Annotated in this window: 19 protein-coding genes and 1 pseudogene; 11 read left to right on the top strand and 9 right to left on the bottom strand. The window is 70.1% G+C overall.

The features are described from left to right. Window positions 1–24 precede the first annotated feature (24 nt). From pta to AC792_RS17820, 4 genes and pseudogenes are all read left to right on the top strand, one after another. Window positions 25–2,100: a phosphate acetyltransferase gene (gene pta, locus AC792_RS13930; protein WP_049831102.1), complete on the top strand. Its 2,076-nt coding sequence runs from the start codon at window positions 25–27 to the stop codon at window positions 2,098–2,100. A 37-nt stretch (window positions 2,101–2,137) separates the two neighbouring features. Beyond that, a complete protein-coding gene (locus AC792_RS13925; RefSeq protein ID WP_049831101.1) occupies window positions 2,138–3,256 on the top strand; it encodes an acetate/propionate family kinase in 1,119 nt (372 codons plus the stop codon). 150 nt (window positions 3,257–3,406) lie between these two features. After that, window positions 3,407–3,829: pseudogene (locus tag AC792_RS18235) on the top strand (cutinase family protein); the annotation flags it as partial. Between the two features lie 89 nt (window positions 3,830–3,918). Further along, on the top strand, window positions 3,919–4,269 hold the full coding sequence (locus AC792_RS17820; RefSeq protein WP_049831100.1) for a hypothetical protein: 351 nt from the start codon (window positions 3,919–3,921) through the stop codon (window positions 4,267–4,269). A gap of 224 nt (window positions 4,270–4,493) precedes the next feature. On the opposite strand, the gene AC792_RS13915 is transcribed toward AC792_RS17820, so the two are convergent. Continuing rightward, complete coding sequence (locus tag AC792_RS13915) at window positions 4,494–4,805, bottom strand: AzlD domain-containing protein (protein WP_049831099.1); 312 nt, start codon at window positions 4,803–4,805, stop codon at window positions 4,494–4,496. Next, window positions 4,802–5,608: an AzlC family ABC transporter permease gene (locus tag AC792_RS13910; RefSeq protein ID WP_082177762.1), complete on the bottom strand. Its 807-nt coding sequence runs from the start codon at window positions 5,606–5,608 to the stop codon at window positions 4,802–4,804. The genes AC792_RS13915 and AC792_RS13910 overlap by 4 nt, the downstream gene beginning before the upstream one ends. Window positions 5,609–5,710: 102 nt before the next feature. Between AC792_RS13910 and AC792_RS13905 the strand changes: the two genes are divergently transcribed. Continuing rightward, window positions 5,711–6,901: a zinc-dependent alcohol dehydrogenase gene (locus AC792_RS13905; protein WP_049831098.1), complete on the top strand. Its 1,191-nt coding sequence runs from the start codon at window positions 5,711–5,713 to the stop codon at window positions 6,899–6,901. A 39-nt stretch (window positions 6,902–6,940) separates the two neighbouring features. Here AC792_RS13905 and AC792_RS13900 read toward each other — a convergent pair whose 3' ends face one another. After that, window positions 6,941–8,773, bottom strand: a complete 1,833-nt coding sequence (locus tag AC792_RS13900; protein WP_268753387.1) for a glycoside hydrolase family 15 protein — start codon at window positions 8,771–8,773, stop codon at window positions 6,941–6,943. A 95-nt stretch (window positions 8,774–8,868) separates the two neighbouring features. Between AC792_RS13900 and AC792_RS13895 the strand changes: the two genes are divergently transcribed. Continuing rightward, window positions 8,869–10,110, top strand: a complete 1,242-nt coding sequence (locus AC792_RS13895) for a DUF445 domain-containing protein (RefSeq protein ID WP_049831116.1) — start codon at window positions 8,869–8,871, stop codon at window positions 10,108–10,110. A gap of 41 nt (window positions 10,111–10,151) precedes the next feature. Here the strand turns inward: AC792_RS13895 and AC792_RS13890 are convergent, their stop codons facing one another. Together AC792_RS13890 and AC792_RS13885 are read right to left on the bottom strand one after the other, a co-directional pair. Beyond that, window positions 10,152–10,886 carry a hypothetical protein gene (locus AC792_RS13890; RefSeq protein WP_235436776.1) on the bottom strand — a complete coding sequence of 245 codons (735 nt, stop codon included), beginning with the start codon at window positions 10,884–10,886 and terminating at the stop codon, window positions 10,152–10,154. A gap of 234 nt (window positions 10,887–11,120) precedes the next feature. Continuing rightward, window positions 11,121–11,390, bottom strand: a complete 270-nt coding sequence (locus AC792_RS13885) for a GlsB/YeaQ/YmgE family stress response membrane protein (RefSeq protein ID WP_049831095.1) — start codon at window positions 11,388–11,390, stop codon at window positions 11,121–11,123. Between the two features lie 643 nt (window positions 11,391–12,033). Between AC792_RS13885 and AC792_RS13880 the strand changes: the two genes are divergently transcribed. The 4 genes from AC792_RS13880 to AC792_RS13865 are packed head-to-tail and all read left to right on the top strand — an operon-like array spanning window position 12,034 to window position 16,271. Beyond that, window positions 12,034–12,801 carry a DeoR/GlpR family DNA-binding transcription regulator gene (locus AC792_RS13880; RefSeq protein ID WP_049831094.1) on the top strand — a complete coding sequence of 256 codons (768 nt, stop codon included), beginning with the start codon at window positions 12,034–12,036 and terminating at the stop codon, window positions 12,799–12,801. Next, entirely contained in the window at window positions 12,798–13,820 is a 1,023-nt protein-coding gene (locus AC792_RS13875) for a 1-phosphofructokinase family hexose kinase (RefSeq protein WP_082177761.1), read from the top strand. Before AC792_RS13880 ends, AC792_RS13875 begins: the two co-directional genes overlap by 4 nt. After that, window positions 13,820–15,937, top strand: a complete 2,118-nt coding sequence (locus AC792_RS13870; protein ID WP_049831093.1) for a PTS fructose transporter subunit IIABC — start codon at window positions 13,820–13,822, stop codon at window positions 15,935–15,937. The genes AC792_RS13875 and AC792_RS13870 overlap by 1 nt, the downstream gene beginning before the upstream one ends. 52 nt (window positions 15,938–15,989) lie before the next feature. Beyond that, window positions 15,990–16,271: an HPr family phosphocarrier protein gene (locus AC792_RS13865; RefSeq protein WP_049831115.1), complete on the top strand. Its 282-nt coding sequence runs from the start codon at window positions 15,990–15,992 to the stop codon at window positions 16,269–16,271. Window positions 16,272–16,544: 273 nt separating this feature from the next. Here AC792_RS13865 and AC792_RS13860 read toward each other — a convergent pair whose 3' ends face one another. From AC792_RS13860 to AC792_RS13845, 4 genes are all read right to left on the bottom strand, one after another. Next, window positions 16,545–17,267, bottom strand: coding sequence for a hypothetical protein (locus AC792_RS13860; protein WP_049831092.1), 723 nt, complete (start codon window positions 17,265–17,267; stop codon window positions 16,545–16,547). A gap of 42 nt (window positions 17,268–17,309) precedes the next feature. Beyond that, entirely contained in the window at window positions 17,310–18,017 is a 708-nt protein-coding gene (locus tag AC792_RS13855) for a hypothetical protein (protein WP_326948305.1), read from the bottom strand. Window positions 18,018–18,130: 113 nt separating this feature from the next. Next, entirely contained in the window at window positions 18,131–19,402 is a 1,272-nt protein-coding gene (locus tag AC792_RS13850) for an endonuclease/exonuclease/phosphatase family protein (protein WP_049831091.1), read from the bottom strand. Window positions 19,403–19,470: 68 nt separating this feature from the next. Further along, complete coding sequence (locus AC792_RS13845; RefSeq protein WP_049831090.1) at window positions 19,471–19,971, bottom strand: hypothetical protein; 501 nt, start codon at window positions 19,969–19,971, stop codon at window positions 19,471–19,473. A 329-nt stretch (window positions 19,972–20,300) separates the two neighbouring features. On the opposite strand from AC792_RS13845, the gene AC792_RS13840 reads away from it, so the two are divergent. Continuing rightward, window positions 20,301–21,056, top strand: coding sequence for a ZIP family metal transporter (locus AC792_RS13840; protein ID WP_049831089.1), 756 nt, complete (start codon window positions 20,301–20,303; stop codon window positions 21,054–21,056). The last annotated feature ends 37 nt before the right edge of the window (window positions 21,057–21,093 follow it).

Below are 21,093 nucleotides of genomic sequence, written 5' to 3'. Positions count from 1 at the left end.
GAGCAGCCTGGAAGACTTGGCCCCATGACCCGCGGAATATATGTGAGCGCCATGACCACCGGCTCCGGCAAGTCCCTGATCTCCCTCGGTCTGGCGGACATGCTGCACCGGCACGCGGACAAGGTGGGCTTCTTCCGGCCCATCGTGGAGGGTGACGATCCCGCGGCCGACCCCATGGTGGGGCTCATGCAGCGGTCCTTCGACCTCCCGGAGAGCCGGGCCCGCGGCGGCCTGACCCGCGCTGAGGCCCGCGCGCTGCTGGTGGCCGGGGACCGCGTGGAGATCGATTCGCGCTGCGTCGCCATCTACAGCGAGATCGCCGCGGAGTGCGACGTCGTGATCGTGGAGGGCACGGATCTCTCCGGGAACGACGCCGCCGTCGAGTTCGATCTCAACGCGCGCCTCGCCAACAACCTGGGCGCCATGGTGCTCGCGGTGGTCAGCGGCAAGAACATGTCCGAGGCCGAGGTGGCCGACGCCGTGGACGTGGCCCGCCGTGAGCTCGACGCCGCCAAGGTGTCGCTGCTGGCCATGATGGTCAATCGCGCGGCGGAGGACGCCGTGACCGCGATCAGCGGGCACGTGCGCCCCGGGCGCTCCGGCCGGCCCGTGTACGTGATCCCGGAGCTGTCCGAGATCTCCCAGCCCACGGTGTCCGAGGTGTCCGAGGAGCTCGGCGCCCGTCAGATCGCGGGCAACCCGAACCTGGAGCGCGACGTCACGAGCATCCGGGTGGCGGCGATGAACGTGGGGAACTTCCTGCACCTGCTGCAGGACGGTTCCCTGGTGATCGTGCCCGGTGACCGCGCGGACGTGATCGTGGCCACCCTGGCGTCGTCGTTCTCCGCCGAGTTCCCCGTCCCCTCCGGGATGTTCCTCACCGGCGGGCTGGCGCCGGATCCCAACATCCTCGCGCTCCTCGCGCAGGCCCCGTTCCCGGTGTTCATGCTCGACGACGACACCTACACCGTGGCCCGCCGCGTCAGCGAAGTGCGCGGCGAGATCGCGAGCGGCCTGCGGCGGAAAGCCGCCTCCGCGCTCGGGGCCTGGTCCCGGCAGGTGGACGAGAACGAGCTGCTCGAGCGGCTGGAGCTCCCCCGGCCCGTGAGCATGACGCCGCTGCGCTTCCTGCACGAGCTGATCCAGCGGGCCCGTGCCGAGCGCAAGCACATCGTGCTCCCCGAGGGTGAGGACGTGCGCGTGCTGAAGGCCGCGGAGATCCTGCGCCGGCGCGACGTCTGCGACCTGACCGTCCTGGGTGCGGAGCCACGGATCCGGGAACTGGCGTCCGGGCAGGGCATCGACCTCACCGGCCTCACGCTGATCGACCCGGCCGCCTCCGAGCTGCGGGAGGAGTACGCGGAGGAGTACGCGAGGCTCCGCGCCCACAAGAACGTCTCCCTCGACGAGGCCCGCGAGCGCATGCTCGAAGGAGCATACTTCGGCACCATGATGGTGCAGCTGGGCCGGGTGGACGGTATGGTCTCCGGGGCCGCCCACACCACGGCCAACACCATCCGGCCGGCGCTCGAGTTCGTGAAGACCAAGGACGGCGTGAAGATCGTCTCCTCGGTGTTCCTCATGCTGCTGCAGGACCGCGTGCTGGTGTACGGGGACTGCGCGGTGAACCCGGACCCGGACGAGGAGCAGCTCGCGGACATCGCCGTGGCCTCCGCGGAGACGGCCACGCAGTTCGGCGTGGACCCCCGGGTGGCCATGCTCTCCTACTCCACCGGGGAGTCCGGCTCCGGCGGCGCCGTGGAGGAGGTACGCCGTGCCACCGAGCTGGTGCGGAAGCTCCGCCCGGACCTCGCGGTCGAGGGACCCATCCAGTACGACGCCGCGGCGGACGCCTCGATCGCCGCCTCCAAGCTGCCGGGCTCCTCGGTGGCGGGCCAGGCGACCGTGTTCATCTTCCCGGATCTCAACACGGGCAACAACACGTACAAGGCCGTGCAGCAGTCGGCGGGCGCCGTGGCCGTGGGCCCCGTGCTGCAGGGTCTCCGGAAACCGGTCAACGACCTCTCACGCGGTTGCACCGTGGAGGACATCGTGAACACGGTGGCCATCACCGCCGTCCAGGCGCAGCAGCCGGCGTGACGGCCCGACCCCGACCTCCCCTACCGGACAGGACCCCATGATCATCCTCGTCATCAACTCAGGCTCGTCCTCGCTCAAGTACCAGGTCCGTGAGGGCGATGACGTCCTCGCGGAGGGTCTCGTGGAGCGAATCGGCGAGGCCGAGGTCCCCGACCACGCAGCGGCCCTCGACCGCGTGGACCGTGACGTGGCGGAAGCCCTCGGCGACCGCGCGATCGACGCCGTCGGGCACCGCGTGGTGCACGGGGGCGAGCGCTTCAGCGAACCCGTACTGATCGATAACGAGATCACCCGCGCCATCGAGCGCCTCAACCCGCTGGCGCCGCTCCACAACCCGGCCGCCGTGACCGGCATCCGGGCGATCACCGAGAAGTGGCCGGGCCTGCCGCAGGTGGCCGTCTTCGACACGGCGTTCCACCGCACCCTGCCCGAGCGTGCCTGGCGGTACGCCGTGCCGGACGAGCTGTACCGGAAGCACGGCATCCGCCGCTACGGCTTCCACGGGACCTCGCACGCCTACGTGGCACGCGGCGCGACGGAGCTGCTGGGCGCGGACACCTTCACCGGCGTGATCGCGCACCTCGGCAACGGCGCCTCCGTCACGGCCGTGCGCGACGGCGAGAGCATCGACACGTCCATGGGCTTCACCCCGCTGGAGGGCCTGGTCATGGGGACGCGCTCCGGTGACGTCGACCCGTCGATCCTGCTGTTCCTGCTGCGCGAGGGCTACTCGGAGCAGGACCTCGACACCCTGCTCAACCGCAGCAGCGGGCTCAAGGGGCTCGCCGGGACCAATGACATGCGCTCGGTGGCGGACGCCGCGGAAGCCGGTGACGATCGCGCGAAGCTCGCCATCGAGGTGGCTGCGTACCGGCTGGCGAAGTACGTCGGCGGGTACCACGTGGCCGTCGGTGGTGCGCAGGCGCTCGTGTTCACGGCGGGGATCGGCGAGAACGCCGGGGCCTTCCGTGCGGCCGTGGTGGAGAAGCTCGGCGCCCTGGGCCTCGAGCTCGACGCCGGGGAGAACGGCCGGCGCAGCAAGGAGCCGCGCGTGATCAGCACGCCGGCCTCGGCCTTCCCGGTCCTCGTGGTGCCCACGGACGAGGAGGCGGCGATCGCGGAGGCCACGGCCGCGGTGGTCGGCGGCACGTCCTAGCCGCCGGACGGGCCGGTCGGCCCCAGAAGTTCACCCGGTCGCCGCCGCGCATGTGTTGTGCGTGGGCAGTCCGCATCCCTAGGGTGATCCCGTGCCGGCGTCGCCGAGCGCGCACGGGCCCGTCCGGGCCCCCGACCCCCGGGACACTCCATGAAGACTTCTCTCGTACGACGCGTCATCGCCACCCTCGGCCTCACGGCCGTCCTGGCAACCGGTGCCGTAGTGATCACCCCGCAGGCAGCGCAGGCCGCCTGCACCGATATCGACATCGCCTTCGCCCGCGGATCCGGTGAGCCGCAGGGCTTCGGCTTCGTGGGGCGCCCTCTCGTCGCCGCACTGACCGACCAGCTCTCGGGCTACACGGTGAGCAGCTACGCCGTCGTGTACAGCGCCAACACCTCCCAGACCAGCGCGGGCCCCGGGTCGACCGACCTGGTCGACCACATCACGAGCGTCGCCGCTGCGTGCCCCGACACCCGCTTCGTGCTCGGTGGCTACTCGCAGGGAGCGACCGTCGTGGACAAGGCGCTCGGCATCCGCACCTCCAGCGGTGGTACCGGCTCGGCCATCCCAGCAGCACTCGCCGACCGGGGCTCGGCGGTCCCGGCTTCGGCAACCCCCCGGGGCTTCAGCGCGGGGCGACGATCGCATCGTCCAGCTCCGTGTACGGCGCGCGTTCGGCCGACTACTGCAACACCTCGGACACCGTGTGCGGTAGCCAGCCGAAGAACGGTACGGGCGGTCACACGAGCTACCCCGGTAACGGTTCCGTCGCGGCTGCCGCCCAGTTCGCCGCCACCCTCGGGCGCTCCACCACCGCACCGACAACGCCGGCCGGTGCCTGCGTGCGGGACGACACCGTCGACCATGTCGATGCCGGCCGTGCCAGGGATGTCTTCGGCCAGGCCTACGCCGTCGGTTCCCGGGACTCCCTCGGCCGCACCAGCCGCTTCAACATCGTGTCCCTGCGGGAGACCGCGCCCGGCACGTGGACACAGGTGGAGGCCTGCTGAACCACTCGATCTCGAGGGCGGTCCCGTGGCGAACCTGCTGCAGGGCCGTCCGCCCTCACCGAGGGCCCCGGACAGTGCGGAAGGCCATCCATCGGTTCGGCGGTCCGCTTGGTCGGTGTCGCACTGATCGTGCTCGTCCCCTCCGAGGTGCCGCTGCGAGGGATGGTCGACCACCCCTGCGGTGAAAGGATCCTCGGCGGAAGGGGATGAGCCCGGCCGAAGGGTCAGGCCGCGCCGAGCAACCGGGCCACACCCGCCGCGAGCGCACCGACGAGCACCACCACGAGGAACGGCGCCTTCAACCAGAGGGCCACGCCGGCCGCCACCAGGGCCGCCAGCCGGGCGTCGAGCACCAGGGCCTGCCCGGAGGCGAAGGTGTTCACCGCCGTCAGCGCCGCGAGCAGCCCGATGGTCAGGGTACCGGCCACCCGCAGCGTCCTCGGGTCGTCGAGCAGCTTCGCCGGCACCAGGAAGCCGGCGAACTTCGTGGCGATCGAGATGGCGCACGCGAGGAGGATCCAGCCCCAGAGACTCATGCGTCCCCCTCGGTGGCGTCCGGGCGCCGGACCGAGCCGCCCTGCCGCGCCGCAGGGTCACCGAAGCCGGACGACCGGGGCCCGCCGTCGGAGGGCCCGGCGGGATACGGCTCGACGTCGGGCTCCAGGCCCTCCGTCCGCGGCCCGAAGCCGGCGAACCCGAGGACGCCGGCCACCAGGGCGGCGACGAGGATGGGGATGCCGGGTGGCACGAACGGCACGGTGAGGAGCGTGACCACGGCGCAGACGACGGCGATGGCCGCAGGCTGCCGGGCTCGGATCCGCGGCCAGAGCAGCCCGAGGAACGCGGCGACGGCCGCGCCGTCGAGCCCCCACCGCGCCGGATCCCCGAGGGCGTCGCCGGCCAGGGCACCCACGAGGGTGAAGAGGTTCCACAGCACGAACACGCCGAGCCCGGCGCCCCAGAAGCCCCTGCGCTGCTCGGCGGGATCACCTTGGCCGGTGGCGGTGGCCACGGACTCGTCGATGGTCACGTGCGCCGCCGCCAGTCTCCGCCAGCCCCGCGGCCGCAGCAGGAGATTGACCTGCATCCCGTACACGCCGTTGCGGATCCCCAGCAGGGCGGCCGCGGACATCGCGGAGATGCCGCCGCCACCGCCGGCCAGTACACCGATGAAGGCGAACTGGGACCCGCCGCTGAACAGGAGCAGGCTCAGGGCGAGGGTCTGCAGGACGTCGAGGCCCGCGGCGACGGACAGCGCGCCGAAGGAGATGCCGTAGAGGCCCGTGGCGATCGACACGGACAGGGCGATGCGCAGCGCGGGCGAACGGGGAAGCAGCACCCGTCAAGGGTAGGTGAGCCGGCGGCCCTGCTTCGCTTTCGGGCTCCGAAGATGAAACACTGGAGAAGGAAAGCGTACTTACTATCTTCGAAGGAGCATCCCATGAAGGCAGTGACCTGGCAGGGTAAGCGCAACATCAGTGTGGAGAACGTCCCCGATCCCACGATCCAGGAGCCCACGGACGCCATTGTCCGCATCACCTCCACCGCGATCTGCGGCTCGGACCTCCACCTCTACGAGGTGCTCGGCCCCTACATGCACAAGGGTGACATCCTCGGGCACGAGCCCATGGGGATCGTCGAGGCGGTCGGCGCCGGCGTCACCAACCTCAAGGTGGGCGACCGCGTGGTCGTGCCCTTCAACATCTCCTGCGGGCACTGCTTCATGTGCAAGCGGGGTCTGCAGTCGCAGTGCGAGACCACCCAGGTGCACAGCAAAGGTTCGGGCGCCTCCCTCTTCGGCTTCTCGGAGCTCTACGGATCCGTGCCGGGCGGACAGGCCGAGTACCTGCGCGTGCCGCACGCCGACTACGGGCCCGTCAAGGTGGGTTCGGAGCTCCCCGACGAGCGCTACCTCTACCTCTCCGACATCATCCCCACCGCCTGGCAGGGCGTGAAGTACGCGGACGTACCCGACGGCGGCGTGCTCGCCGTGTACGGTCTCGGCCCGGTGGGTCAGTTCGCGGCGCGGATCGGCAGGCACCTCGGCCACCGCGTCATCGGGATCGAACCGGTCGCCGAGCGCCGCGCCATGGCCGAGCGCCACGGCATCGAGACCGTCGACTTCACCAAGGACCTCACCGAGGAACTGCGCAGCATGACCGACGGCCGCGGCCCGGACGGGATCGTGGACGCCGTCGGCATGGAGGCGCACGGCTCACCGGTGGGCGCGTTCGCGCAGAACGCCGTGGGCATCCTCCCGGACAAGGTGGCGCAGAAGGTCATGGAGACCGGCGGCACCGACCGCATGACCGTCCTCCACTCGGCGGTGGACGCCGTACGGCGTGGAGGCACCATCTCCCTCAGCGGCGTGTACGGCGGGACCGCGAGCCCCATGCCGCTGATGACCATGTTCGACAAGCAGATCCAGTTCCGCATGGGCCAGTGCAACGTGCGCAAGTGGACGGACGAGCTGCTGCCGATCGTGGAGGACCCGACCGATCCCCTGGGCACCATGGACCTCATGACCCACGAGGTCGCGATCGACGAGGCACCGGCCGCGTACAAGAACTTCCAGAAGAAGACGGACGGCACCATCAAGGTGGTCCTCAAGCCACAGGGCCTCACCGTCTGAGCAGTACCGCTCGAACGGCACCACACGATGGCCCGGGAGCTACTCCCGGGCCATCGTCTCGTGCGAGCTCGTCTCGCCCTGGCCCACCTGCAGCGCATCCGCGGCACGCACCAGACCCAGGTGGGAGAACGCCTGGGGGAAGTTCCCGGCCATGCGGTGGTTCACGGCGTCGTACTCCTCGGACAGCAGACCGAGCTCGTTCGAGTACCCGACCAGCTGGTCCATGAGCCGCCGGCCGTCCTCCTGCCGCCCGCTGCGCGCGTACTGCTCCACGAGCCAGAAGGAGCAGGCCAGGAACGGGTACTCGCCGGGATCCAGGCCGTCGTCGGAGGCGTGCGTGCGGTAGCGCAGCAGGAGGCCCTGCTCGTCGAGCAGCTCGTCCTCGATGCGCTTGACCGTGCTGCGCATCCGCGGGTCGTCGTAGTCCACGAAGCCCACCTGCGGCAGCTGCAGCAGGGAGGCGTCCATCTCCGTCCCGCCGTAGACCTGCGTGAAGGCGTCGAGCTCGCGGTTGAAGCCGTGCTCCATGATCTCCGCGTGCAAACCGTCGCGGATCTCGGTCCAGTGCTCCTGCGGACCCTCCAGCCCGTGGTCGCGCACGGCACGGACCGCGCAGTCGAAGGCCGCCCACATCATCACCCGGGAGTGCGTGAAGTGCTGCAGCTTCCCGCGCATCTCCCAGATCCCGTGGTCCGGTTCGTGCAGGTGGTTCTCCGCGAAGCCGAGCAGCGCACGCTGCAGCGGCCAGGAGAAGCTGTCCTCGGGCACCCCGTGGCCGCGCAGCTTCTCCAGTGCCACCATCACCTCACCCACGACGTCGGCCTGGTACTGGTCCACGGCCCCGTTGCCCACCCGCACGGGTACGGAGTCCGCATACCCGGGCAGGTGGTCGAGTTCGCGCTCGGTCAGGCGCCGCTCCCCGCCGAGCCCGTACATGATCTGGAGGTCCTCCGGGTCACCGGCCACCGCCCGGAGCAACCAGTTGCGCCACTCGAGGGCCTCCTCGGCGAATCCGTGGGTCATCATGGCCTCGAGCGTCAGAGCGGCGTCGCGGAGCCAGCAGTAGCGGTAGTCCCAGTTGCGGGCGCCCCCGAACTGCTCGGGCAGCGACGTGGTGGGGGCCGCGACGATGCCCCCCGTGTCCTCGTGGGTGAGGGCCCGCAGCACCAGCAGCGAGCGCTTCACGGCGTGGGAGTAGTCGCCGTCGTCCACGGAGCTGGCACCCCAGGCGCGCCAGTAGCTGATGGTGCTGTCGAGGACCTCGTCGATGTCGAGCGCCGCGGGCTTGTCCCGGTGCGAGGGGTACCAGACCAGCTCGAGGTCGACGACGTCGCCCGCGGACACCTCGAAGGTGCCCTCGTGCCGGTGGTCCGAGGCGTGCAGGCGGGGCCCGCGCAGGAGCAGCGCGTCCGGCCCCGCGATGGCCAGCAGCACCGGGTCCTCGCCCTCCATGTCCTGACTGACCCAGGGCACGATCTCCCCGTAGCCGAAGCGGATCTCCAGCTCCTGCCGCACGGTCACCGTGCCGGTGAGCCCCTGGACGCGGCGGATCACGTTGGCGCGGCGGTCGCCGACGGACATGAAGTCGGTGACGAGGACCTCGCCGCGCTCCGTCCGCCAGTGCGTCTGGAGCACGAAGGTGGAGTCGATGTAGCTGCGCTCCACCACCTCCGCCGCCGCGTCCGACGGCGCCACGAGCCAGCGCCCGTGCTCCGGGGTGCCGAGCAGTGCGCCGAAGAGCGACTCGGAGTCGAAGCGGGGGAAGCACAGCCAGTCCACGCTGCCGGTGCGGGAGATCAAGGCACCGGTGTGGAGATCGGACAGGAGCGCGTAGTCCCTGATCGGAGTTTGCATTTCCCCACTCAACCACAACGCGCTCGATCGGCTGCCTGTACGTCCTCCGCACCGGGACCCGCACGGGGAAGAGGGTCGCCGTCGATACACTCGGGAGGGTGAACGAGACCACCATGAGCGATGTGGAGCGTGCGGCCGCCCTCCGCCGCATGAAGACCCTGGCCACCGGCCTGCTGGTGATCATGGCCGTCATCTTCCTGGTGGCGTTCGCCCTGCAGGACACCTACCCGTGGCTCCAGTACGTCCGTGCGGCCTCCGAGGGCGGGATGGTGGGAGCGCTGGCCGACTGGTTCGCCGTCACGGCGCTCTTCAAGTACCCGATGGGCCTGAAGATCCCGCACACCGCGATCATCCCGCGGAAGAAGGACCAGATCGGGGAGTCCCTGGCCCACTTCGTCGAGGAGAACTTCCTCTCCGAGGACGTGGTGCGCAGCAAGCTGGACTCGGTGGGTGTGGCCCAGAAGGCAGGCGCCTGGCTGGAGAAGCCGGAGAGCGCCGACCGCGTCGCCGCGGAAGGGGCAGCCCTGATCCGCGGGGCGTTCACGGTACTGGACGACGATGCCGTGCAGGGCGTGATCGAGTCCATGGTCCGCAAGCACCTCCTCGACCCGCCGTGGGGTCCGCCGATCGGCAACATCGCCGAGCAGGTCTTCGCCGACGGGCACCACCACCGCCTCGTGGACCTGCTGGTGGACCGCGCCGCGGACTGGGTGGACGCGAACTACGCCGTGGTCACGCGGGTGGTGGCGCAGCGCTCCCCCACCTGGGTCCCGCGGCTCGTGGACGGCGTGGTGGGTGACCGCGTGCACGCCGAGATCTCGAAGTTCGTGCGCGCCGTGCAGGAGGACCAGCAGCACGACGTCCGCCTGGCGATCGACAAGTACCTCCGTGACCTCGCCCAGGACCTCCAGCACAAGCCGGAGACCATCGCGAAGGCCGAGGAGATCAAGGGCCAGCTCCTCGACGATCCGCGGGTCCGCGACATCACCGCCCGCACCTGGTCCACCATCAAGAAGGCGCTGCTCGAGGCGGTCAGCGATCCCGGGAGCGAGCTGACCACCAAGTTCAAGGCCGCGGTCCGCGACTTCGGCTCGCGGCTCACGAGCGACGTCGAACTCGCCGACAAGGTGAACAGGTGGATCGCCGACGGCGCCTCCTACGCGGTGCGGACCTACCGGAGCGAGATCTCGGGCGTCATCGCCGAGACGGTGGGCCGCTGGGACGCGGCCGACACCTCCCGGAAGATCGAGCTGCAGGTGGGCCGCGACCTCCAGTTCATCCGCATCAACGGCACCGTGGTGGGGTCCCTCGCGGGACTCGTGATCTTCACGGTCGCCCACGCGATCTTCGGCTGACCCGGCGCCCGCGGTGCTGGGCGGACGCCGGGCCGCCCGGGTCAGGAGTCCGGCTGCTGCAGTTCGTTCGCCAGCTCGCCGGGAAGGGTCCGGGGAAGCGGACCGAATGCCTCACGCGTGGTGCGCACGACGCTCTTGCCCATCAGGTGGTTCCCGGTACCGCCCACCACGGCGCCCACGCCGAACGGCAGGGGGCGGCCCCGCATGAAACCGCCCTGCCGCGCGAGGAACTTCCGGAGGAAGCGCCGCTGGATGGACCCGGTGAACGTCCTGATCAGCGACGTCGGCGCGGACTTGTTGACCAGTTGACCCCAGTGCTGGGTGGCACCCTGCCCCGCGGACGCCCCGAGGACGGAGCGCACCAGCGCGGACCCCTCCTCGCCCATGAGGATGGCCATCACCATGGCCCGTGACCGCTCGGGGTCGTCGGTGTGGATGCCGTGGAGTTCGGCGATCGACTCGGTGTACAGGGCGGTGGCCTCGAGGAACCCGACCGTCGCCACGGCGGACAGCCCCAGGGACGCGATGGTCCCGACCGCCGGGACGGCTGCCGTGGCACCGACGGCGGCACCGGCGGCGGTGGTGGCCCGGAGGTAGTCACGCTCCAGCAGGCGCGCCAGCTCCGCCGGCGAGGCCTCGGGATGACGACGCCGGAGGCGGTCCAGGTTGGACACGATCAGGGGGTGCTGCACGTCGAGTGCCCGCTCGATCGCGCGGAGGATGGCCGGCTTCGGCTGGCCGTCGCGGTTGAAGATGGTGTCATTGGCAGCCTTCACGGCTGGGTTCTCCTTGTTTCGGCCTCGCATGGTGCTCCTTCCGCGGGTGAACCGCTGATGCATGGTGTGGGTCCGGTGAGTGGTCGCCCCGCTGGTGGAATGCTCGCACCCTGCTCGTCGGGAGCACCAGGGGAGCCACGGGGGATCCACAGGGACGAGCGAAGGGCGCCACCGCTCGTGCGGTGACGCCCTTCCGCGGCCGGCTCCCCCTGAGTCAGCCGATGATGCGGGTGCTCAGGCGCGGGTGCCCTTGCGACCGGTGACCGCACCGTAGATGACGAGGACGATCAGCGAGCCGCCGATGGCCAGGAGCCAGGAGGACAGGCTGAAGAAGCCGTCGACGTCGGAGTCGAACAGGGCCCGCCCGATGAAGCCACCCACCAGTGCGCCGATGACGCCGAGGACCAGCGTGATGACCCATCCACCGCCCTGGCGACCGGGGAGGATCAGCTTGGCGATGGCACCGGCGATGAGGCCGAGAAGAAGAAAAGCGAGAAAACCCATGAGAATGCTCCTTGAGTGATGCGTGACCCTCCGCCCGGGGGCTTCAGGTCGTCCGATAAGATGATGCACGGTGATGCAACTACCACCGACTGTACTTCATCAGCTTGCTTAGGGTGCAAGCGTAGCACCGGACTAAGCCTGCTTAGCAAGACTCCGGGGCAATTCGCACCATCTTTCCCGGCACCTCCTCCCCGCACCGGAAAAGGCCACCGATCCCCGTGCTGGCGCCGATCGTGGGGTGGCCCCGGGCGCTCAGGACACTCTCCGCGCGGCATCGTCGCGGTCGGCGTCTGTAGACCTCCTCACAGTTCCCTCTCGCGCGTGTTCCGAGCAGGAACATCACATTTCTCGTGCACGGTGCAATTGTTTATTCGTTATTCGAGCGGATAACACCCGCACCACTCGGGCCGAAAGACTTGCCCCTACTCCTTTTGACGCATGAGCTACTCGTGAAGACTCACGATGTTCACTCGTGGGGTACTGCGATGCCGAGCAGGCCCTCCACTACCCGTTCCGTTCATCTGCTCCTGTCTTCGTTTTCGCCGGCAAAGGCTCTTGCCAACCGGCAGGAGCAGGGATAAAGTCACTCAAACACAGACAAAACCACATGCCCGCTCTGCGGGTGGAAGACGACGGAGTCCTCATGTTCGCGGAAGAGCGGTATCGCCGGATCACCGACATGGTGGGCAAGGACGGTCGCGTCACCGTCGCAGGTCTGTCATCCCACTTCGCCATCACCAAGGAGACGGTCCGCCGTGACCTCGCGCTCCTCGAGAACGACGGCGTGCTGCGCCGCGTGCACGGTGGCGCCATCAGGGGCACCGGGGCCACCACCGACGAACCGAGCCTCACGAGCCGGTCCGCCCGGCACACCCCGGAGAAGAAGCGCATAGCCCAGGCGGCGCTGACGCTGGTACCCACCACCGGCGCCGTGGTCCTCGATGCCGGGAGCACCACGGGCTCCCTCGCCGAACTGTTGGCGGCGGATTCCCGCAACGCGGTCACCGTGGTCACCCACTCCGTCCAGATCGCCGCCTCGATCGCCGGGGCGGGCCTGAGCGTGGAGCTCGTGGGAGGCCGGGTCCGCGCACTCACCAGCGCTGCCGTGGGCAGCAGCACCGTGGCCCAGCTCTCCCGTCTCCGCGCCGACGTCGCGTTCGTCGGGGCCAACGGGGTCGCAGCACCCTTCGGCCTCAGCACACCGGATGTCGAGGAGGCAGCGGTGAAGACCGCGATCGTCCGTTCCGCCCGCCGGGTGGTACTGCTCACCGACTCGTCCAAGTTCCACGAGGAATCACTCGTCAGCTTCGCACCCCTGGAGGACATCGATGCACTCATCACCGACCGCGCACCCGAAGGTTCCCTGGCGGACGCACTCTCCGACGCGGACGTGGAGGTGATCGTCGCGTGATCCTGACACTCACCGCCAATCCGAGCATGGACCGCACCGTCACCCTGGACGCCCCGCTGAACCGTGGCGCCGTGCAGCGCGCCACCTCGGTGGTCCAGGAGACCGGGGGCAAGGGCGTGAACGTGAGCCGGGCCCTGGCCATGTCCGGCATCCGGACCCTCGCGGTCCTGCCCGGGGACGACGACGACGCCGTCCTGGCCGGGCTCCGCGCGGCCGCCGTCGACTTCCGGAACGTGCCCGTGGGCACGGGGCTGCGCACCAACACGGCCATCACGGAGGCGGACGGCACCACCACCAAGATCAACGAGCCCGGGCCGGAGCTCTCACCGGCACAGATCGAGGCACTCCTGGACGCCGTGGTGGCCGAGAGCAGCGGCGCGGACTGGGTGATCCTCGCGGGTTCGCTGCCTCCCGGCGTCCCGTCCACCTTCTACACGAGGATTACGGCCGCGGTCCGTGAGGCGCACGGCGCCTCCGCGCCGCTCGTGGCCGTCGACTCCTCGGGCGAACCCCTGATCGAGGCCGCCGCCGGTGTTCCCGCACCCGATCTGCTCAAGCCCAATGCCGAGGAGCTCAGCGAGCTGACGGGCATCGGGACGGGCGACGAGCTCGAGCGGGATCACGAACTCGCCGCCAGGGCCTGCGCGGTGCTCATCACCGCGGGGGTCGGGGCGGTGCTGGCGACCCTCGGGTCCGAGGGTGCTCTGCTCGTCACGAGCGCGGGGGCCTGGCACGCCGTGCACCCACCCGTGACGGCACGTTCCACGGTCGGCGCGGGAGACTCCGCACTGGCCGGCTATCTGCTGGCGCACTGCGCAGGGGAACTGCCGGAGAACTGCCTGCGCCAGGCCGTGGCCCACGGGTCGGCTGCAGCCTCCCTCCCCGGGTCCACCGTCCCGTCCCTCGACCAGACGACGCCCGCCGCCGTCGTGGTCACACCCCTTCTGATCACACTCCCCGTGATCGAACCGAACCTCATCGGGTCCACCGCCGGGCCAGATGCACAGGAGGAATTCTGATGTCAGATCTCATCACCCCGGAGCTCGTCGCTCTGGACAAGGACCTCGGGACCGAGCGTTCCACGGTCATCCGTCACCTCGCGGAGCAGGTCGCCGCGCAGGGACGCTCCACGGAGGTGGAGGGTCTCTACGCCGACGCCCTGGCCCGCGAGGAGAAGACCGCCACCGGCGTGCCCGGCGGGATCGCCATCCCGCACTGCCGCTCCACGGCCGTCTCGGAGGCCACGCTCGCCATGGTGCGGCTGGCACCGGCCGTGGACTTCGGCGCGAAGGACGGCCCCGCGGACCTGGTGTTCTTCATCGCGGCCCCCGACGGCGCCGACCAGGAGCACCTGAAGCTGCTCTCCAAGCTGGCCCGCTCGCTGATCAAGAAGGACTTCACGGCCGCGCTGCGTGCGGCGCGGACGCCGGCCGACGTCGTCGACCTCGTCAACGGGGCCCTCGGCGTCGGTGGAGCGCCGACGACGGCAGGCGCCGGGGCGCATGCCGCAGGTGCCGGCACCGCGGTGGGTGTCGCAGCCGGGCACGACGCCCGGGCGGGCGAGGCCGCTGCCACGCTCGGAACCTCACGCGACGGCACGGACACCACCGGACCGGCCGTGGAGCACCCGAGCGGCACGGACACGAGGACGCGCCGCCTGGTGGCCGTCACGGCGTGCCCCACCGGCATCGCCCACACCTACATGGCCGCCGATTCGCTCGTGGCAGCGGCCGCCGAGCGCGGCGTCGACCTGCAGGTGGAGACCCAGGGGTCCTCGGGCGCCACTCCCCTGGACCCCGCCGTGATCGCCGCGGCGGACGCCGTGATCTTCGCCGTGGACGTGGACGTCCGCGACAAGCAGCGCTTCGCCGGGCTGCCCGTGATCAGCTCCCCGGTCAAGCGCGGGATCGACGAGCCGGGTGTGATGGTGGAGGAGGCGCTCGCCGCGGCGCAGAACCCGAACGCCCGCAGGGTCGCCGGCACCGCCGGTGGTGAGCAGACCGACGACGACGGCGGCCGCGAGGGCATCGGCAGCACGCTCAAGCGCGCACTGCTCACCGGTGTCAGCTACATGATCCCGTTCGTGGCCGGTGGCGGCCTGCTGATCGCCCTCGGCTTCCTGCTCGGCGGGTACCTCATCACCGAGACCGCGGACACCATCACGCTCGAGAACAGTCTCGCCAACCTGCCAGACGGCGGACTCGCCACCTACCTCGGGGCGGTGGCCTTCAAGATCGGTCAGCTCTCGCTCGGCTTCCTGGTCCCGGCCCTCGCGGGCTACATCGCGTACGCCCTGGCGGACCGTCCGGGCATCGCCCCGGGATTCGTCGCGGGAGCCGTGGCCGGCTTCATGGGCGCGGGCTTCCTCGGCGGGATCGTCGGCGGCCTGCTCGCCGGGTACGTGGCCCTCATGATCGGGCGCCTCGCGGTACCGCGCTGGCTGCGGAGCCTCATGCCCGTGGTCATCATCCCGCTGGTCGCGTCGATCATCGCCTCCGGCCTCATGTTCCTCGTGCTCGGCGGACCCATCGCCGCGGTCACCGACGGCCTGAACACCTGGCTGTCCGGACTCACCGGCACGGCCGCGATCGGCCTCGGCCTCATCCTCGGTCTCATGATGGCCGTGGACCTCGGCGGGCCGATCAACAAGGTGGCCTACTCCTTCGCCGTCGCCGGCCTGGGCACCGGGTCGATCGACAACCAGGCGCCCTGGCAGATCATGGCCGCCGTCATGGCTGCCGGCATGGTCCCGCCGCTGGCCATGGCCCTTGCCTCGACCCTGCTCGCCAAGCGGAAGTTCACCGTCGCCGAGCGCGAGAACGGCAAGGCCGCGTGGCTGCTCGGCGCAGCGTTCATCTCCGAAGGCGCCATCCCGTTCGCCGCAGCCGATCCTCTCCGTGTCATCCCGGCATCACTCGTCGGATCGGCGGTCACAGGAGCGATGATCATGGGCTTCGGAGTAGGATCACAGGCTCCGCACGGCGGTCTGTTCGTGCTCTTCGCGATCACCAACTGGTATCTGTTCATCCTGTCGATCCTCGTCGGGACGATCATCTCCGCGCTGGTTGTCGTCGCCCTCAAACGGAATCTCGACAGCAAGACCGACACCCCCGTCACCGAGCCGGTTGCAGCCTGACCTCCGGTCCGGTTGGCTGTACCTGAACCCCCTCTACGAACAGGAGCACAACATGGCAGAACGTAAGGCAACCGTGGCGAGCCGCGTGGGACTCCACGCACGTCCGGCAGCGATCTTCGCGGAGGCCGCGGGAGAGCTTCCCCTCGAGGTCACCATCGCCATGGACGGCGAGCCGGCAGAGGAGGCCATGGACGCGGCCAGCATCCTCTCGCTCATGAGCCTCGGAGCCTCGCACGGCGACGTGATCGTGCTGCGGTCCGAGGGCGAGGGCGCCGAGGACGCGCTGGAGAGCCTGGCCCGGATCATCGAGACGGACCACGACGCCGCCGAGTAGCACGCACGGACAAGGGCACCATTCGCCGTGGATACGTGGCGGATGGTGCCCTTCCGTGTCCCCAGCACTCCGGGACAGGTGGGTGGGTCCACCCGTTCTAATGAACACAACCACCTGCCGGTAACACCCGATGACCCCCCACGGTCAGCGGCAGTTACATAATCATTATTTTTGCACAGCATCATGAATACGTGAACATTCCCAGGACACGATTGGGTCACTGTCCGTTCCCACGCCGTCATCGCGGGGAAGCGCTTCCCTAGGGATCGGACCTCAGGCCAGCGGGTTGGAGCGCGTACCGTCCCGCCGGTTGAACGCATGCTGCAGCCAGATCAGGCAGAGCCCCAGGACCGTGAGAAGAATGGCGGAGAAGGGCAGCACGATGTCCCAGGTGCCCAACTCGAGCGGCAGGAGCCGCAGCACCACGAAGAGCACCACCAGGAAGAAGCCCGCAGCGAGGCAGGCGGAGGCGATCCGGTGAACCACTCGCGCGTGCGGATCCAGGACGGATGCCACGGAGGGGACCACCAGGCACGCGGCGACGTACCCGGGATAGATCCGGCCGAGGGAGGCGTAGTGCCGTACCGTCCGTTGCTCGTCGAAGGCCCTCAGTCCCGTGGAGCTGAAGGGCAGATCGCTCGCCAGGAAGAAGTACACGGTGGCGGCCACAGCCCCGCCCAGGATCACCAGGCCCGCCGATCCGCTGATCAGCCGACGCGCGGGCGAGGAGCCCAGCGCCGCGGCCACCCGCACGCCGAGGAGCAGGAACGCGGCATAGAGCGTCAGGCGCAGCACCAGATTGGCGGCATTGGCGCCGCCGAGCACACCGTCCACCAGCTCGTAGACCGGTTCGAGGGACAGCGCGACGGCCACCGTGACCAGCACCAGGGCGGAGAAGATCAACCGTCCCCGGCCCCTCACCGCACCCGGGACCCTGAGGGCCACCCCTCCCGCGCAGGCGACGAGCGCCACCCACTGGAGGGTGGTCGCGTTCATCCCAGGTTCTCCCACATGGCGCGGTCCTTGCTGTCATCGAGCTCAGCACGCCGGATCTGCTTGCCGAGTACGTCGAGGCGGTCCCGTGCGAGGAAGACGAGCTCCAGATCGGACATGGCACCCAGTGCCCGGGCCCGGCCGTCCGCGGCAACCACCCTCCTCGGCGGTGAGCAGCCCCGTCACCACGAGTCCGCTCGTCAGGGACACGCCGGCGATCCTCGCGGCCTCCACGGCGATCGCCGGAGCCAATCGTCCGGCCGTGAGCTGCGCGGAGAGGTTCTGGCGGGCTATGCCCGTGCTGGCTGCGAGCCGCTGACGGAGGTCCCCCGGGTCCACGGCGTCGATCCAGGCCCGCACCGAGTTGCGGTGCACCAGCGGCGCGAGGTCGAGGAGGAGATCCGTCCCCGTACCGTCGCTGTCCTCGCTCCGGGCCACCAGCAGGCGGAGGATGTCCACGTGGGACACCTGGCTGACCAGCTCCGCGTCCGTGGGGTCCCTGATGCCGTCGGGGAGGTCCTCGTACCCCTCGAAGGTCGCGAGCGCCCGCACGGGGGAGAGTCCGTAGCCGCGGGCGATCAGGACGACCGTGGCGGCTGAGACCTTGCCCCGCACCAGTTGCTGCGCGAGCGTGGAGCGCTTGATGCCCGCGACCCTGCAGACATCGGACACGGTGTCCTCCGGTGCGACTTCGGAACGCCACAGCTGGAAAGCTCGCGCTGTGACCGCCATCATCACCTTTCGATTGGACACGTCGGGCATTCGTAGAAGTATACTGAGGTTGCTGGCCCCGATTTCTGCGATTCCCCCATACGCAGAACTCGGGGCCAGCTCCATCTAACGGTATCCCCGACCGACGCCTGCGACTACCGGGATCGCGAGCCGCCGAGTGTCACGTCCACGAACACCAACCGGTGATCACTCGCGGGGAACGGGAAGATCCCTGTCAGCTCGGCCCCGGGCGTACCGAGGAGCGGCCAGAACACCCCCGAGTCCGCCACGCGGAGGTTCCGGGACGGCAGGACGTAGTCCACGCGGAGATTGCCCGCCGACCTGTCCTCGAAGTCGGCCGTGTGCAGCCGGGGATCCCCGCGGTGGTTCGCATTCGCCCCGCCCTGGAGGGCTGCGGCCTCGGCTGCGCCCTTCGAGGAGGGCAGGGGGTCCTGGACCGACCTGTGGCCGAGCAGCTGGTCGATCGCGCCGTCCAGGGAGCCGCCGTCCTCGGGGTCGCTGTTCTGGTCACCCATGACCACGAAGCGCTCACCGCGCCCGAGACCGCCCGTGCCGCCGTCGTCGTCGTAGACGTACGCGGCCGTGGATCCGCCGGTGACGTAGTCGGACCAGAATCTGATCTCGTCACTGTTGCGCCTGCCGTTGCGGCGCTCCGGGCCGTCGGAGGCCGCCGACGTGGGATTGCTCGCCAGCACGTGGAGGGTCTTGCCCGCCACCCTGATCGGCACGTCCCAGTGGGAGGTACCGGACAGCGGGAGGACCGCGAGCTCCTGCTCGGTGTACCAGTCGCCCGTGGCCTCCGTGGCGGGGTTGTCCGGGAGGAGCGCGCCCGGCATGTCCTGCCACAGGAAGGTCCGGAACGTGCGCACGGCCTCGGTGCCGATGGGGTACCTGGAGTAGATCACCATGCCCGACTGGCCCTCGAAGGCCCCCGTGCCCAGGGCGTCCTCGGGACCACCCACCCTGCCGTCCCTGTCGAGATCGAAACCGCTACCCACACCGCTGTTGACCGGGGCGGTGTACAGGTAGGGGTACTCCAGCGCCCGCTTCCCGTTCTGCCCGACGCCCAGGTACCCGGTGTTGAACAGCTCGGCGGCCCGACCGCCCGGATCGTGGTCGAACTCGTTGAGGAGCAGGACGTCGGGGCGGCTGAGCTGCACGAGCTCGGCGGCCGCGCTCGCCTGGGGGCCGTCCCGCGTACTGATATCACGGACGAGCTCACCGGGGGCCGAGCGGTTCAGATCGGCGTTGTAGGTCGCGAAACGGACGTCCTGCGTACTGCCGAGGCTCTTGATCGGCTGGATCCGCCGCGCGTCGTCACCGGAATCGGCCACTGCCACCGGCGCCGTACCCAGGAGGAGGGACGCGATCAGCAGGGTGGCCGAGCACAGTGCGCTGCCTCGCATGGTTCCTCCCCTGATGTCCTGTCACGTTCTCGAAGGTGTCCGCGATGGTTCGCTTCGGTAACTTGAGCCTAGCTTCCAGGAGTCCGCGGAGACCGTCCTGCAGGTAACGATTCGAGGTCGGACCGGTGACGTCCGCGAGGCGGGGGAAGCGGCGCCCCCCGGACCCCGAGCGCCTGTTCCGCCTCGTCGACAGCGCGTTCCAGCTCGTCCACCGCATCGGTGTAGCGCAGGGGCGGGGTCCCGGCGCCCTCCGCGTCGGCGCGCTCCAGGCGTGCGGCGCGCAGGGCTCGGATGACCGGCCGGCCGGCCGGGCTGGCGGGGTCGTGCATCGCCGGGTAGTCGATCGCCTTGGCGGGGGCGACGGCGGGGCCCGCCCCCCCCCGCACCGCGGCGTCATGGCGCCCGTGCAGGCCCGCCGAGGCCCCGGCGGCGGTCCCCGCCCGCCGCCGTCCGTGCTGCCGTGACGACCAGGCCGCCGCGGTGACCACGGAGCCGACGCCCACACCGAGCGCGAGCAGGGCGCCGGGAGCGCCCGTGGGACCGGCGACCACGCCGGCCCCGAGCACCACCCCACCGCCGCCGAGACCCCCCAGAAGTAGTCGTCCGCCCCACCCTTCCTTCGGGAGACGGCATCGACGCGCCACGCGGTCAGGGCCACCGTGGCAGCCATCACCACGCAGGAGATCAGGGTTCCGGTCAGGGCGCCGATGTCCATGGAAGCCTCTCTGTCAGCCACGTCGGTGTTTTCCTCTGTCCAGTACGAACGAGCGGGGCCGCCCGGTCGATCCCGCTCCGGGCGACCGGTCCGGTGCACGATGTACCCTCTGGAGAAATCGGCCGGATCGGCCCGATGTCCGGTTCGGGTCCGGGAGGTTCAGGGCCCAGAGGGAGGTACACCGTGCCACTGTGGTTGCAGGCATTCCTGTGGGGCCTCGTCGCCGGGGGCGCGCTGCTGGTGGGATCCGCCATCGCCTGGAGGTGGAAGGTGCCGCCGCGCGCCGTCTCCTTCGTGATGGCCTTCGGTGCAGGAGTGCTCATCTCGGCCCTCGCCTTCGAACTCGTCGACGAGGCGCAGGCGACCGGGGGCCTGGTGCCGACGGCGCTCGGCTTCCTCGTGGGTGCCGTCACCTACGTGGGCGCGAACGCCCTCCTGTCCCGCAGGGGAGCCCAGCACCGCAAGCGCTCGGGGAACCAGCAGCCGTCCGAGGACTCGGACTCCGGCAGCGGCAACGCGATCGCCCTCGGCGCGCTCCTGGACGGCATTCCCGAATCGGTAGTGCTGGGGCTCGGACTCGTGGCCGGTGGCGCCGTCAACCCCGCCGTGCTCGTGGCCATCTTCATCTCCAACGTGCCCGAGGGACTCTCCAGCACCGCAGGCATGAAGAACTCGCACCGCAGCTCCCGCTACGTCTTCGGCCTGTGGGGTGGGATCGCCCTGATCTCCGGTCTCGCGGCCCTCGCCGGGTACGCCCTCCTCGACGGCGCCTCCGGGGGGACCATCGCCTTCATCACGGCGATCGCCGCCGGCGCCATCCTCGCGATGGTGGCGGACACGATGATCCCGGAGGCCTTCGAACGCCAGCACATGTTCACCGGTCTGATCGCCGCGCTCGGGTTCCTCACCGCGTTCGTGGTGCACAGCGTCTCGGGTTGACCGGGGTCCGTGCCCGTCGGGAGAGCCGGAGCCCGGG

The sequence above is a fragment of the Arthrobacter sp. RIT-PI-e genome (assembly GCF_001187915.1).
In the GTDB taxonomy this organism is placed as follows: Bacteria; Actinomycetota; Actinomycetes; order Actinomycetales; family Micrococcaceae; genus Arthrobacter_D.
Note: the sequence above shows the minus strand (reverse complement) of the source record. Positions and strands in the feature narration are given on the sequence as shown.

Excerpts from the sequence above, each read along its gene's own strand:
- pta (WP_049831102.1), top strand. The coding sequence starts at position 25 with ATGACCCGCGGAATATATGTGAGCGCCATGACCACCGGCTCCGGCAAG.
- AC792_RS13925 (WP_049831101.1), top strand. The coding sequence starts at position 2,138 with ATGATCATCCTCGTCATCAACTCAGGCTCGTCCTCGCTCAAGTACCAG.
- AC792_RS13915 (WP_049831099.1), bottom strand. The coding sequence starts at position 4,805 with ATGAGTCTCTGGGGCTGGATCCTCCTCGCGTGCGCCATCTCGATCGCC.
- AC792_RS13905 (WP_049831098.1), top strand. The coding sequence starts at position 5,711 with ATGAAGGCAGTGACCTGGCAGGGTAAGCGCAACATCAGTGTGGAGAAC.
- AC792_RS13895 (WP_049831116.1), top strand. The coding sequence starts at position 8,869 with ATGAGCGATGTGGAGCGTGCGGCCGCCCTCCGCCGCATGAAGACCCTG.
- AC792_RS13885 (WP_049831095.1), bottom strand. The coding sequence starts at position 11,390 with ATGGGTTTTCTCGCTTTTCTTCTTCTCGGCCTCATCGCCGGTGCCATC.
- AC792_RS13880 (WP_049831094.1), top strand. The coding sequence starts at position 12,034 with ATGTTCGCGGAAGAGCGGTATCGCCGGATCACCGACATGGTGGGCAAG.
- AC792_RS13870 (WP_049831093.1), top strand. The coding sequence starts at position 13,820 with ATGTCAGATCTCATCACCCCGGAGCTCGTCGCTCTGGACAAGGACCTC.
- AC792_RS13865 (WP_049831115.1), top strand. The coding sequence starts at position 15,990 with ATGGCAGAACGTAAGGCAACCGTGGCGAGCCGCGTGGGACTCCACGCA.
- AC792_RS13860 (WP_049831092.1), bottom strand. The coding sequence starts at position 17,267 with ATGAACGCGACCACCCTCCAGTGGGTGGCGCTCGTCGCCTGCGCGGGA.
- AC792_RS13850 (WP_049831091.1), bottom strand. The coding sequence starts at position 19,402 with ATGCGAGGCAGCGCACTGTGCTCGGCCACCCTGCTGATCGCGTCCCTC.